We start from the raw sequence: 12,916 nt of genomic DNA on the forward strand, positions 1-12,916 counted from the left end.
GCATAAACTCCAAAGATCTTGGTAAGTAAATAAAGGCTGGAGCAAAACTAATCCAGGTATTGCTCCAACACTTTATCAGCACCCATTAAAGGAAGAAGTCGCAGCAAAACCTGCTCAACAACTTGAATCTCTGACTGAATAATAAACTGAGCTTTGCGCTGCTTCCAGGAGAGAGTTTGGACTAAACTCGAAGCAACTACAGATGGCTGGTCTAAATTGTTGACTGGTACTTCAGTAGAAGCACCACGGATGCTTGTACTTACAGGACAGCAAATAAGCAGGCCTGTTTGTTGATTGTATGCTTTAGATGATAGGACTAGAGCGGGACGATACTCACCGATCTCTTTACCCTTAACAGGTTCAAAATCTAACCAAATTATGTCACCACGAGAAGGAACGTAAGAATTAGACATTACTCGCACAATTCCGAAGTCATTGGCGAAGCCAGCTCATCCGCATGAGCAGAGTATGTATCTAACCCTTCAAGCAAGGACTCTTCAGTAAAAGGCAACTTTAAGTTTTTACCCTTCCTTTTGGGCTCAATAACAATTCGCCCCTCAGACACTTCAATGTTGATGGCTGAATTTATCGAAAGCCCTAAGTCGGACATAAAAGTAGATGGGATTCTTATAGCTGCACTATTACCCCATTTATTGATTTGAGATTCCATATTAACGCCTACAGTTTATTCAATGTATATACAGTAACACACGAATCACCTGTGTCAACTTTGTATATACGCATGATAAGGCGTCGTTTTCATAAACAAAAAAGCGGCCACCATGAGCCGCTTAATGTTGGAGCGTTCTACTAAAAGTTGGTCGCGAAAATTTACTCTTACCGTGAAATACACAACTAACCCACTCGAGTTCCACTATTCCTAAAAATCAAACCAGCACTAATCCCCATCCAAACCCAGAACCAAGCGCTCATCCAACCGCCATAGAAGTTGTTATGAGTATTTAAGGGGAAGAAGCCCGCCCACAGAGCAACGAGGGCACCAGCGGCTAACAATGATCCTGTTTTACCTACTTGGATTGATGTTCTGGTCAACCAAACAAAAAATAGCAATAAACCCAAAACACCCAAGAATCCAGCTCCAGACCAAGCTTCTAGAAACATTTGATGAGTGTGCGAGGCACCTTTTAAATCATGCACATTAGATTGCTCACTGTAATCACGAACCCATCGACTATTTAAAGGGGCAACCAATGGCTGCGCAAAACGAAAATTATTTACACCCGTTCCAACCAAAGGATTCTCGATGCCAAGATTGACTGCATCAGTCCAAATAGTCATACGACCACTCAGCGTTCGATCAAGTCCTTCAGCTGTAGGTTGTTTAAAGACCGTCAACGTTTGGTTGAGTTTTACTTGAAGACCGGGCTGCTGGTAGGCAAAGGCCCCTGCAAAAGCAACAGTTACCAAAAGCAACATAGAGACCAGATAGGTTTTTATAGAGGGTTTAAAGCCTCTTAGAATGGCAACCACAGGGACTGCAGCTAGAGTAACCAGAACAGATAACCAAGCAGAGCGAGTCCCACTGATATAAACCAAGCCAATAATGAACAAACCAAAGACAATAGCCACTAGGTTTGAACCTCGAGCCCACAATGCAAAAACCAGGAACGAGAATAACGAACCTAGAATCACTCCCATCATCAAGCCACCATCTACAAATGGGTTGTCACGAGTATGAATACCTTGGTTATGACTACCACCAGGGCCAAATGGGTTTTGAGGGTCCACGTACTGCCAAATTGCCAACGCTCCCCAAAAAACGACAATGCAAGAAATAACATATACAGCCGGTATTACACTGACTCCGGCAGATAAACGTTTGTAGATAAAGTAACCCGCTGAAAAGAAAAGTGGATAAGTTCCAACAAACTGGAAAGTGCGTCCCAAATCGACACTATTGATAAGTGAGAAAATGGCTGGCACCCATACAAATGAGCCACCTAAAAGAAGCCATTTAGTCCCAGACGTGAGATACCCACTTTTTAGCTCCTGAAATAAAATGCATCCACCAATAATCGCCATAACAAACAAGGGATACCAAAGTGTTTTGCCGATAGGTAAAAGTAAAAAATAGAGGCTGAGTAAAATGGTTAGATCGTTACTTTTCAAAAAACTGATAGCAGAAGGTCGCATTTAATTAAAATCCTGAAAACAGCATATCGATTGATTTGAGCATTATCTGCTCCTCAGTCGATAGAGAACAGATGTAATTTTGCAGTTCGCGGTTCGGAATAGCTGCCAAAAACTGAATCCCCAACATATACTTTTCACCGTCAACGTCAAAAATAGGATTCAAATTCGAGGCTGGTTTCAGAGAGCCATCCAGAGGCAAAAGTGGGGCAACAACACGGGTAGCGAGATCGCTTAATAGATCAGCTTGTAAATCCACAACCAGCCCACCCTCAACTAGACGATAAACATCAAACCTAGCCATTAAAAAGACCTATATTTCTGCAGAGGCAAACCATTTTCTTCTACGAATCGGTTCGAAGAGATTAAAGCTTCTTTGTTTTCTTGAAGCCACTGTTCTCGTAGTTTCTTTGAAACAGCCTCTTTTATGCCAACCTCAGCTGAGCGAGAAATATTCACGTCCAAAGTTTTTGCCAGAGCAAGTAACTCAGAATCGATAGAGAGATTAGTGGGCCGCCGAGAACTAGAATTTCGCGCCTCAGAATGCATAAATACCTCCACAAAAAGTATGTGTAAACTATATGCGCATATATTTATACATGCAACTTAAAACTAATACCGAATAAGCAGCGATTATCGAACACAAAAAAGCGGCCATAATCAGCCGCTTAATTTTTGGTAGGAGGGAATTGCCCTAAGGGCAAACCCCGACAAAGAAGTTACGCTAATTTCGCGTTACGATTCCTCACAGCCGAACGAATCAACACATAAACGACACCAACCATGCCACCAAGCACCAGCGCTAGGGCAACAATTAAAGAACGCTTACTCTTACTTTCGATATCAGTAGCGTAGACATCAAACTCCGCAGCAATAAATGGTTCTGCAGATTTAATAGGCGTAGATTCTAAAAGGGCTTTAGCCCGGTCTAGAGTTCGATCTTGCTCAAGGGAACGCTTCTCCTGTTCAAGCTTTAATAATCCATCGACAAATGCACTGACATCCTCACGCGACTCAATCAATTCAATTTCTTTCTCTATCGCCTCATATCCGCGAAGGTAGAAAGGTGTATCTGACTTAACATTGGCTACAACGCCGGTATTCGCCATAAAAGTTTGTGCTTCTAAAGTATTTTTGGCAACACCGAGTTTGCGAGCAATAGCCGCTTGTTCACGCAGAAACGCTAAACGATCAGAAGTTTTTCGAGTGTAATCAGAAGTCGCATTGGTAATCGATGTTTCCAGATCCTCAAGTTTGAAACGCTTGCTTTGCTTAGCAATTAGCAAAGTATTTTCAAAACGATCAACTAAGTTCTGCTGAACACTATTGGTAGCAGATTGAGTTACATCATCCAATACAGCTAACCACTTTTGTGAATTTTCACCCTCAAAGTTAATGCTCCAGTAACGGCGAGACTCACCTTTATCGGTACCATCTTCATTGATTGGTGGAAGCAACTCAATTGACGCTGCCAGCTCCACTATTGCATTACCATAGTCTTTATCAGACTCAAATTCAGAACGCTTGAGAAGCTCATTTTTACGAATTGAGTCCTCAAATAAGGTACGCTCTTCTAAATTTTCAATGAACAGATCAAGAAGACTTTCTGGAGTAATCGCAAAGAACGCATTATCAGCCACTATAAGAGAATTCAAAGCTAAATACTTATCACCCTGAACAGAAGTAACTTCTTTTATTTGTGTTTGAGCCTCAAAAACAGAAGGTTTTGAATAAGCAAAAGCACCACCAAACACGACCGCAATCGCTGAAAATGTCGCAATTAACCACTTACCATCCCAAATAGTTTGCAACAGCTCAACAAGATCAATCTCATCATCTTGGTAAGTAGGCTTTAACTCTTCTGACATCCTGAATTCCTTAAAGGGGTTTTTAAATAGGAGGATATTGATTTAGTAGCTAGTGTAACAACTCTAACCGAGTTTTATGACATTGTTTGTCTGCTTAGATGTATCGGTTTGCAGCAGATCGACGTTTGAGCTTGAAGGTGCGAAGTCTTTCACAATATCGATCAAAAGCTCACGTGCCGTTTGACTGTCATTTGTTTCGATTGATGTGCGAATACCATTAAGCACTCGATCCAGCTCTTTCCGAGAAGCAAAATCTTCATCGGCGGTCAAAATCTTAGGGTGCTCTGTGCCTGAGGCATTATTACCGATCAGCAACTCTTCATAGAGCTTTTCACCGGGACGCAAACCGGAGAAAACAACTTCGATATCACCCGTTGGGTTTGAGGTATCTCTAACTGTGCGACCACTCAATCGAATCATCTGTTTAGCCAAATCGGCAATCTTCACCGGCTCGCCCATGTCCAACACAAAGACATCACCACCTTTCGCCATGCTTCCCGCTTGAATGACCAAGGATGCCGCTTCGGGTATGGTCATGAAGAAGCGATTGATCTCTGGGTGGGTCACAGTAATAGGACCGCCCTGTTCTATTTGCTTCTTAAAAAGTGGAACAACTGAGCCGGAAGAGCCTAACACATTACCAAAGCGAACCATTGAGAATATGGTATTGCTATTATTCTCAGCGGCTAAGCGCTGAACCACGATCTCTGCCAGACGTTTGGTTGCGCCCATAACATTGGTTGGCCTTACCGCTTTATCGGTAGAGATCAGTATAAAGCGTTCTATATTTAGCTTTTTAGCAACTGATGCCACAACAGCCGTACCTAAAGCGTTATTCTGTACACCTTGCAGAACGTTGTGTTCAACCAAAGGAACATGTTTGTAGGCTGCAGCGTGGTATACCGTTTGAACACTGTATTGCTTCAGAACTTGTGTAACACGATCTTCATCCAAAACCGAGCCAAGAATTGGAAGTAACTGGCACTCTGGATTCACATTACGGATCAATAATGAAAGCTCTGCCTCGATAGCATAAAGCGCATACTCAGATTGCTCATAGAGAACCACTTTAGCAGCACCGTAAGTGACAGCTTGGCGAGCAAGTTCCGAACCAATCGACCCACCAGCACCGGTAATACAAACTGATTTGCCTTCAATACTTTTTAAGATAAGTGCCTGATCAGGCGCGACTTGATCACGACCCAATAGATCTTCAATCTCGATTTCGCGCAGATCATCAACCGCTTTACCAGAGATCAGCTCACCCATGGTTGGCATGGTCAAAATGTTGACAGATAGTTTAGACAAGCGTTCCAGTATCAAACGACGCTGTGCAGCCGTCACATTGAGCATCGCCAGCATAATGCTATCGACACCGTGACGTTCAACCAGCTTCTCTAATTCGCTTGGTGAGTAGACACGCAATCCACAGACAATGTTTTTTTGTAATTTACGTTCATCATCAACAAAGGCAATCGGCTTAACCTCGCCCCCTGCTTGTAAAGAGAGCGCCAGCTGTGCACCAGCACTCCCAGCACCATAGATAATTGCCACATGACGACTAGAGACCTTGCCCGACAACCAATGATAGTAACTACGAAGAACAAGACGACTACCACCTAAATAGAGCCAAGCTGAAAGACCAAAAATGATTGGTACTGAGCGTGGCACCTGCCAAACTTCGAAAACAACGTTTAAAGAAAAAAGAGCCAATACAAGCAAAAATATGCCAAGCGCCACAGACTGAAGCAGCTTAACATTCATATATCGCAAAACCGCACGATACATACCCAACTTCGTGAAGATAACGACACCAAGAATGGGGGTCACCAGGAACAACGTCCACGCATCAACCAAATGAGACGCTGGCCACCACTCTGAGAGACGCAAAGCAAAGGCAGACCAAAGCGCAAACACTAATGCAAAAGCATCAGCCACAACCAAGATTACCCGTTTAACCGAGCGGGGCATATTGAGAAACTTTTGATGCAAACCAGAGCTTTTAAAATGCATAAAACGACCAGTCAAAATACTAGTCTCCAATTATAGATGAGATTGACCGATACACAAAGAATTCCTATTAGAAATTGAGTAGTTAGGTATATGTCAATTTGTATATCAAATTATTGTATTTTTGATAGACAAGTCATTTTGTTAATCGTAAGGTAAGCACAACCACCCTTGTCAATCAAATAACTTCAAATCCGAGAAACAAAATGAACGTTTCCAACTTGGAATTAGACTTCACAAATGCTGTGCATTACCACTTAGGCATGTTCCCTCCAGCATCACTGGATTTTACATCTTTTGTTGAGCCTTTGCTCAGAGCTACTGATGCCCTAGCCAGATACGATCAAATGCTGAAAGGATTACACAACAGCGAAATTCTTCTAGCTCCTCTACGCAACCAAGAGGCCGTAATCTCATCTAGGATGGAAGGCACTATTTCAACCATGGATGAAATCCTTCGCTACGAAGCAGACATTGACGCTGACAATTTAACTAACAACCAATCCAATACTAGAACCGAGGTCATTGAAACAATTCTATACCAACGTGCAATGAAGTCAGCTCAAACCGCCATGGAGAACGGCTACCCTTTATCAACTGCACTAATCAAATCTGCACACCAACAGTTACTATCTTACGGAAGAGGTATGCAGAAAAATCCAGGACAATATAAAACGACTCAAAACTATCTCGCCGATAGACGAACAAGAACCGTTCTATTTGTTCCTATCAGCCCTGAGCTTCTCAATTCAGGTATTGAAATGCTTTTTAATTACATTGAAGTAGGAGACCATCCGCAACTTGTAAAGACGGCTATAAGTCACCTGGAGTTTGAAGCACTACACCCATTCGAAGATGGTAACGGGCGTGTAGGACGAATGCTTATTACTTTGATGTTATGGAAATCAGGCCTAATATCTGCACCGCACTTCTACATAAGTGGTTATTTTGAGCTTCACAAGGATAGATATATTGATGCAATGAGGGCTGTTTCTGAGAACAACGATTGGAATAGCTGGTGCTACTTTTTTCTCGAAGCAGTAGAAGCGCAAGCCAAACAAAATCTAACCATTGCCGAAAATATTAAAAACCTCTATGACTCTTTAAAAAATCCCATATCAGAGCTGCTTTCGTCAAAACACTCCCTAACTATTCTGGATTTTTTGTTTACAAACCCTGTATTCAGAAATAGTCGTTTAACTCAAAATAGCGGAATCCCTTCTGCAACGGCTTCAAGATTTGGACCAATTCTTCAAGAACATGGACTGTTAAAATTGCTAGAACCAGCAGCGGGAAGAAGGTCTGCTCTTTACAGTTTTGAACCAATGCTAGAACTAGTTCGCGTCTAAAAAATGATCTATAGAAATGAGGGAAAACATCATGACTATCGAAGAAATACGCCAGTCAGGCAGGGCTAATATTATTAGCATTCCCAAAGCCATTGTAAAAACACTGGGTCTTCACGTTGGATCGAAATTTGAACTCTCGATCGTCGAACAAAACATTGTCCTCACACCGATTGAAGAAGAGTTGAACTTAGAAGAACTCCTTGCCAATAGCCCAAAAGAATCCTTTGCGCCACGAGATAAAGATAGAGAGTGGTAAGGCATCGTATTCACCGCAATAACCTACCTGCCAGAAAAAGCAATATGTGTTAAAAAGAATATCTATTTACAACAAGACTTAGAACGAATTTATAAATTTCGCAAGCGATGGTCTACGCGGATTTGTCTTATGCGCTTTAAATGGGTTTTTCTAGCATTATCTAATGACAGCTTAACCTTTTCCGAGATCGTCTCAAAAACAGCCTGTAGTTCTTTATCCGAGTCATTAGTTATGAGGTCTATACGAATATCATTGTGATCAGAGTTCATTATGATACACCTTCCTAAAATCATTTGATCACTAATCTTACTACATATCATAAGTAAGAGCGGTACGCATAAATTTGACCAGCTGCTCACCAATGAGTGCAGTAAATCAAAAGCCCTCATTTCAAATGAAAATTCTTAGGTTATAACTGCAACTTATCGCACCCTACCCCATCCAAACGGGGTCCGACCTCCGGTCTGACCCCACTTCCTAGTCGCAATCAATTAGTTTTCGGAAACCGTAAAAAGAGGAGTTTTCGTACCCGATAAAAGACCATCGTATATTGGTGTCTGGCCTTCAGCCTGACATCCGCATTACATGAATTTTCGATAACCGTAAAAGCGAGTTTTCCGACTCTATAAAAACGGTAGTTTTCCAACTCTATAAAAGCCTCTTGTAGGAACCACCTCGAAGAGGCGGTGACCCATAGTTCGTTTTGCAAAAACGCTCACAAATACGAATAAGAAGCATTCAATAAAACCAACTCAAATTTCCGCCTAAAGAAACGTGTAAACACATTGCGTTTCAGCAACTTACGTTAAGCATAAATGACATTTGCCAAAAAACCGAACTTGTGGATACTGGTTATATATCCACCAAATCACAGGTGACTTATGACAGCAAAAGGCGGCCCAAAAACACTTGAGGGCAAATCAGTTTCTAAGAAAAACTCGTTTAAGCATGGATTGACAGCAAAGAACTGGATCAATGAAAGCGAGGCATCACGCTATAGTGAATTGGTAACCGATCTAACAAAGGAGCATAGTCCTGTTGGCACTTTAGAACGGTTTGAAATAGAGCGCATTGCAAACTGTAAAGTAAGACTTGAACGAATTCAGCGAATTGAAGCTGAAATGTATCTTTTAGCCCAACTTCGAGCGAATGATCCGGAGCTTTATCTTGACGGCCTTCGGTTTGATAAAGAAAGACACGCACGAATGATTAGTGACTTTGCTGCAGAAATGGCGGGGATATATGAACCTGCACCTGGCATGGATGACAAAGACATACATATTGAAATCACATTTCATTCAATAAGTCAGATGAAAACAATTAAGAGATTTCAGTCATGTATGCCGGCCACATTCGAACATGTGTTGCATGAATGTATGGAAAGGCACTGCGCTGTTCATAAGTATTTAGATAACTATATAAAGGGGCCAAATTTCATTCCTGGTATTGCGGAACTAGTTACCGATCCAGAAGAAAACGACAAAAGAGAAGCTCTGATTAAAGACGCAAAGTCCATCCCCGCAAATTCAATCATCAGATACCTTGAAATGAAACAAGAGGAGCTCACTTATTACAGAGGTATAAAATCCATGGTTCAGGGCTTTCAGCTACATATAGACTTAATTGTCTCCACCGCAACACCACCGGATAAAGAAGCAGCTCGCATTCATCGAGAAAGAACTTCGGCAGAGAACCTGCTTTCAAAATGTATTGGTGAGCTTTTAGAACTTCAGGAGCGTCGTTTCAGAAAAGAACGCCAACAAAGTAAGAGCTAGCCAAAGGCGAAGCGATTATTGCTGAAACGATCTTAATAAAAGCGCAAGGGATTGAAAAAGATACCTGTTCAACTTACTGTACAAGTAAATCGATAGCCTATATATTTGTACCATTGAATGCACATGAAGAGGCCTTTTATGAGAATTGTATCTTTTACAGAAGCAAGAAATGGCTTAAAAGCCGTTTTGGACAGCGTAGTCAACGATGCTGATACAACCGTTATTACACGCCGAGACTCAGAAGACGCAGTCGTTATGTCTTTAGATTACTACAACAGCCTCATGGAAACGGTCCATTTACTTCGATCACCAAACAATGCAGCGCACTTAAACCGCTCAATTGCACAGTACCGTGCTGGTAAGGCCACAGCACGAGAAGTCATTGATGAGTAGTCGCCTGCTTTCGTGGACTGATGAAGCATGGAGCGACTATCTGCATTGGCAAACCCAAGACAGAAAAACACTCAAACGCATTAATAAACTCATCAATGATGTAAAGCGCTCTCCATTTGAGGGCATAGGCAAACCAGAGCCCTTAAAGGAAAATTTATCGGGCCTTTGGTCCCGTCGAATTGATGATACGAATAGGCTTGTTTACGCAATTGATGACGATGCCGTAACAATCATCTCGTGTCGTTACCACTACTGAGTTAATTTTTTCAAAACCCCTAATGCTACGAAAACACCCGATCTAAAGTAAGAGCTAGCCAAAGGCAAAGCGAAAATTGTAGGAGCTAATTCCAGCTTTGCTGGAAACAGCGACCTCACTTCAAATGCAACATGACCCCAGGATTCACCAAAGGATCCCCAAGGAACTGTACACCGGCTTCTTCAAACACTGATTTGATTCGCAGTAGCGTAGCTGTGCTACCCGTAGGAATGCCTTCTTGTGGCTCATAACGACGAAGCGTCTTCAGACTGACGTCACATTTAGCAGCTAGCTCTTCACCGCTCCACCCAAGAAGTGCACGCGCAGCACGAATTTGACTTGAACTTATCACTATTAGAGACTATATTGACCTTAAAAGAGACATATAGAGGCATTCCCCTATGATCAACAAAATACTAGCATCATTCGACGGAGCTTTCGCGGAAAATACGATCCGCGCTTACCGTGCGGACTTTAACCACTACGAAAAATGGTGCAACTCGCATAACTTCAAACCTATACCGGCAACCGCAGACAATCTAGCTTTATACGTAGAAGAGATCACCGAAAACTACAAAAGCGCCACAATCCGCAGACGCCTTAACTCACTAAGCTCTATCTTCCACCTATCTCGCAACCCAAACCCAACTCGCGATCCGGAAGTTCTATTAGCGCTAAAACGCATGCACCGAAAAATTGGGAGAGCACAAAAACAAGCATCCCCACTAACCCGCGAGTACTTAGATAAAATGATGAAGAAGTGCGACAACTCGGTAATCGGTTTACGTAACAAAGTTCTGCTTCAACTAGGTTACGAGAGTATGCGTAGACGGAGCGAGATCTGCCAGTTCCGATTCGAAGACCTTAAGAAAATGCCTAACAACAAATACGCATTGCTTCTACGCCAATCAAAAACCGATCAACTTGGAAATGGGAGATTGATACCCATATCTGAAAAATTGGCCAATCTAATTACAAAATGGCAAAAGCGAATCGATATAAGCAAAGGAGTGATTCTAAGAAGCATCCGAAAAAATGGAGCTGTTAATGGCCCACTATCTGCTGCCGCAATAACAAACATCCTAGTGGATCTGCAATACCGATCTCGACTCCGTCACCTACCCCACTTCAGCGGACACTCCTTCAGAGTTGGATCAGCGCTAGATCTATTAGAAAGAGGAGTACCTTTAGAGAAGATAATGCTGCGAGGCGGATGGTCATCTAAATCAACGGCACTTAAGTATTTAGCTAGCTGGGTAGGAAGTGATTTAGAAGTATTTGAAGAGCAACCTTAGTAGAACAGAGTCATGAACTAAAACACTCACTTCTCGTTGAGCGAGCATCAATGCTTTGTCTTTATTGGTAACGATATCATCTAACGAAACTAAGTCAGCCATTTCAAACACCGGATTGATGATAGCTACCCAAACCTAGTTCAGATTGAAAGAGGTATCAAATATATGATGTCCTTTTTATTTTATTTCATTTAGTCCCACCTCAATAGATCGCATCATAGCCAGAAGGGACCTAAAAAAGAGGTAAGGGCGGTTTTGGCCCCTCTGGCAGGCTTTGCTATGCTTTGAAATACAAGCCTTGCTCTATGTCAGATTTAGCAATGGCCTTTAGGTTGTCAATTACGTTTGCTTGATGTTGAGCAAAGTAGTCAGCATGAGTCTCAAAATCAACAGAGTAGGTTGGACTGACAATATCACCGTTGAGAAAAACCTTTACACAATGACGGTCGATAATTGTCTCGTTTCTTATTTCAAACTCATTGCCGTCATGATTGAATTTTTCGCTTACACTCATTCGATTCTCTCCGTTTTCTATTTATGCTTAACGCCTCAATAACCGGCGCGTGCTTTTTGCGCGTCCAGCACCGCAGGCCCGAAGTTGATTGACTTGTTAAGTATTATTTATAGCCTGTAGTCTCCTGTTTTCGTCCATCTTCATTATTTCTCGACCTTTTTCAATTTGCTCATCTATAACCTCAGGCAACTCCTCGAACCATTTATTCCATCGACTTGAAATAGCATTTATCGATATTTCATCAGCATGACCTCTGTGAAGCTGGCTCTTTATGAGGGTAACAAGCTCTGGGGCCAGTTCTTTGTTATCCATAAATCGTTTGAAAACCCACAGGTAGATGTCAACAAGCTCAAGGCCAGTGCTATCAGTACCAGCTGTACATGAAATAGGAACCTCTGGCATCCCGCTAAAATCTATATCAGGTAGCCCAGGTCCATATACTAGCGGTACGTTCTTATTAGCCGCATAAAAGTCAGATAGTTTTTTCTGAGCCTTGTTAAATTGGGATTGTTGGTCAACGACAATTTTGGAAGCGCTTTTCCCATTTTTAATTAAGCGTGAAGCAATACCATGCATCACAGATTGAAAACCTATTAAATTTGGGGTTATTTTCAAAAGGGCCTTTTTATTTTTAATGTTGTAGTCAATCTCATTAGGGTTCTCTGCTGCCCAGCTTAGTGCATCCCCCATGACTTGACGTGAACGCTCATCGGGAATAGTTACGACTCTTTTTCTTAGCTCAAGGCATATATTCGATAAAGACTCATTTGCTTGCTCTGTATTCAAGTTTATTCGAGCAGCCCACGCTTCTTTCAATAGATCTTCATCAAAAAGCATTGCCAGTTTTACTAGAAGAACATAGCGTAAGGGTGTCCAATATGAAGTCCAGGGTACTGCTGGATTCATCCCTTGATCAAAGACCTGGCAAGGCCCTAGTATTGTAGACACCTGTTAGCGTTACAATAACGCCTAACAAGAGGTGATCACCAATGAGTGCAAAACGTTACACCGAAGAGTTCAAAATCGAAGCGACTAAACAGGTCACGGAA

Annotated in this window: 17 protein-coding genes; 6 read left to right on the top strand and 11 right to left on the bottom strand. The window is 42.0% G+C overall.

The annotated features are described in order from the left end of the window. Window positions 1-47: 47 nt before the first annotated feature. The 7 genes from XMM383_RS07390 to XMM383_RS07420 form a co-directional block, all read right to left on the bottom strand. Window positions 48-413, bottom strand: a complete 366-nt coding sequence (locus XMM383_RS07390) for a type II toxin-antitoxin system PemK/MazF family toxin (protein ID WP_173494776.1) — start codon at window positions 411-413, stop codon at window positions 48-50. Continuing rightward, window positions 413-670, bottom strand: a complete 258-nt coding sequence (locus tag XMM383_RS07395) for an AbrB/MazE/SpoVT family DNA-binding domain-containing protein (protein ID WP_173494777.1) — start codon at window positions 668-670, stop codon at window positions 413-415. The genes XMM383_RS07390 and XMM383_RS07395 overlap by 1 nt, the downstream gene beginning before the upstream one ends. Window positions 671-855: 185 nt before the next feature. Beyond that, window positions 856-2,154 (bottom strand): O-antigen ligase, encoded by a 1,299-nt coding sequence (locus XMM383_RS07400; RefSeq protein ID WP_173494778.1) that lies wholly within the window; start codon window positions 2,152-2,154, stop codon window positions 856-858. A 4-nt stretch (window positions 2,155-2,158) separates the two neighbouring features. After that, window positions 2,159-2,455 (bottom strand): CcdB family protein, encoded by a 297-nt coding sequence (locus tag XMM383_RS07405; RefSeq protein ID WP_173494779.1) that lies wholly within the window; start codon window positions 2,453-2,455, stop codon window positions 2,159-2,161. Further along, on the bottom strand, window positions 2,455-2,700 hold the full coding sequence (locus XMM383_RS07410) for a type II toxin-antitoxin system CcdA family antitoxin (protein WP_173494780.1): 246 nt from the start codon (window positions 2,698-2,700) through the stop codon (window positions 2,455-2,457). Before XMM383_RS07410 ends, XMM383_RS07405 begins: the two co-directional genes overlap by 1 nt. Before the next feature lie 170 nt (window positions 2,701-2,870). Continuing rightward, entirely contained in the window at window positions 2,871-4,019 is a 1,149-nt protein-coding gene (locus XMM383_RS07415) for a Wzz/FepE/Etk N-terminal domain-containing protein (protein WP_173494781.1), read from the bottom strand. 63 nt (window positions 4,020-4,082) lie between these two features. Continuing rightward, window positions 4,083-5,990: a nucleoside-diphosphate sugar epimerase/dehydratase gene (locus XMM383_RS07420; protein ID WP_217363603.1), complete on the bottom strand. Its 1,908-nt coding sequence runs from the start codon at window positions 5,988-5,990 to the stop codon at window positions 4,083-4,085. Between the two features lie 245 nt (window positions 5,991-6,235). Here XMM383_RS07420 and XMM383_RS07425 point away from each other — a divergent pair, with 245 nt between their 5' ends. The 5 genes from XMM383_RS07425 to XMM383_RS07445 all read left to right on the top strand — a co-directional run bounded on the left by XMM383_RS07425 (window position 6,236) and on the right by XMM383_RS07445 (window position 10,058). Then, entirely contained in the window at window positions 6,236-7,378 is a 1,143-nt protein-coding gene (locus tag XMM383_RS07425; protein WP_173494782.1) for a Fic family protein, read from the top strand. 31 nt (window positions 7,379-7,409) lie between these two features. Beyond that, window positions 7,410-7,634: an AbrB/MazE/SpoVT family DNA-binding domain-containing protein gene (locus XMM383_RS07430; protein ID WP_173494783.1), complete on the top strand. Its 225-nt coding sequence runs from the start codon at window positions 7,410-7,412 to the stop codon at window positions 7,632-7,634. A gap of 881 nt (window positions 7,635-8,515) precedes the next feature. Next, window positions 8,516-9,409 (top strand): hypothetical protein, encoded by an 894-nt coding sequence (locus XMM383_RS07435; protein WP_173494784.1) that lies wholly within the window; start codon window positions 8,516-8,518, stop codon window positions 9,407-9,409. A 138-nt stretch (window positions 9,410-9,547) separates the two neighbouring features. Then, complete coding sequence (locus XMM383_RS07440) at window positions 9,548-9,802, top strand: type II toxin-antitoxin system Phd/YefM family antitoxin (protein WP_173494785.1); 255 nt, start codon at window positions 9,548-9,550, stop codon at window positions 9,800-9,802. Beyond that, window positions 9,795-10,058, top strand: coding sequence for a Txe/YoeB family addiction module toxin (locus tag XMM383_RS07445; protein ID WP_173494786.1), 264 nt, complete (start codon window positions 9,795-9,797; stop codon window positions 10,056-10,058). Before XMM383_RS07440 ends, XMM383_RS07445 begins: the two co-directional genes overlap by 8 nt. Window positions 10,059-10,173: 115 nt before the next feature. On the opposite strand, the gene XMM383_RS07450 is transcribed toward XMM383_RS07445, so the two are convergent. Further along, complete coding sequence (locus XMM383_RS07450) at window positions 10,174-10,410, bottom strand: helix-turn-helix transcriptional regulator (protein ID WP_173494787.1); 237 nt, start codon at window positions 10,408-10,410, stop codon at window positions 10,174-10,176. 49 nt (window positions 10,411-10,459) lie between these two features. Here XMM383_RS07450 and XMM383_RS07455 point away from each other — a divergent pair, with 49 nt between their 5' ends. Next, a complete protein-coding gene (locus tag XMM383_RS07455; RefSeq protein WP_173494788.1) occupies window positions 10,460-11,353 on the top strand; it encodes a tyrosine-type recombinase/integrase in 894 nt (297 codons plus the stop codon). Here XMM383_RS07455 and XMM383_RS11790 read toward each other — a convergent pair. The 3 genes from XMM383_RS11790 to XMM383_RS07465 form a co-directional block, all read right to left on the bottom strand. Continuing rightward, the gene (locus XMM383_RS11790) at window positions 11,327-11,455 is read right to left on the bottom strand and encodes a hypothetical protein (protein WP_256368150.1); all 129 of its coding nucleotides are present in this window, start codon (window positions 11,453-11,455) and stop codon (window positions 11,327-11,329) included. The two genes, XMM383_RS07455 and XMM383_RS11790, sit on opposite strands and share 27 nt — an antisense overlap. 175 nt (window positions 11,456-11,630) lie before the next feature. Next, the gene (locus tag XMM383_RS07460; protein ID WP_173494789.1) at window positions 11,631-11,867 is read right to left on the bottom strand and encodes a hypothetical protein; all 237 of its coding nucleotides are present in this window, start codon (window positions 11,865-11,867) and stop codon (window positions 11,631-11,633) included. A gap of 96 nt (window positions 11,868-11,963) precedes the next feature. Then, entirely contained in the window at window positions 11,964-12,773 is an 810-nt protein-coding gene (locus tag XMM383_RS07465; protein ID WP_173494790.1) for a hypothetical protein, read from the bottom strand. Between the last annotated feature and the right edge of the window lie 143 nt (window positions 12,774-12,916).

Source organism: Marinobacterium sp. xm-m-383, from assembly GCF_013283255.1.
Lineage (GTDB): Bacteria > Pseudomonadota > Gammaproteobacteria > Pseudomonadales > Balneatricaceae > Marinobacterium_E.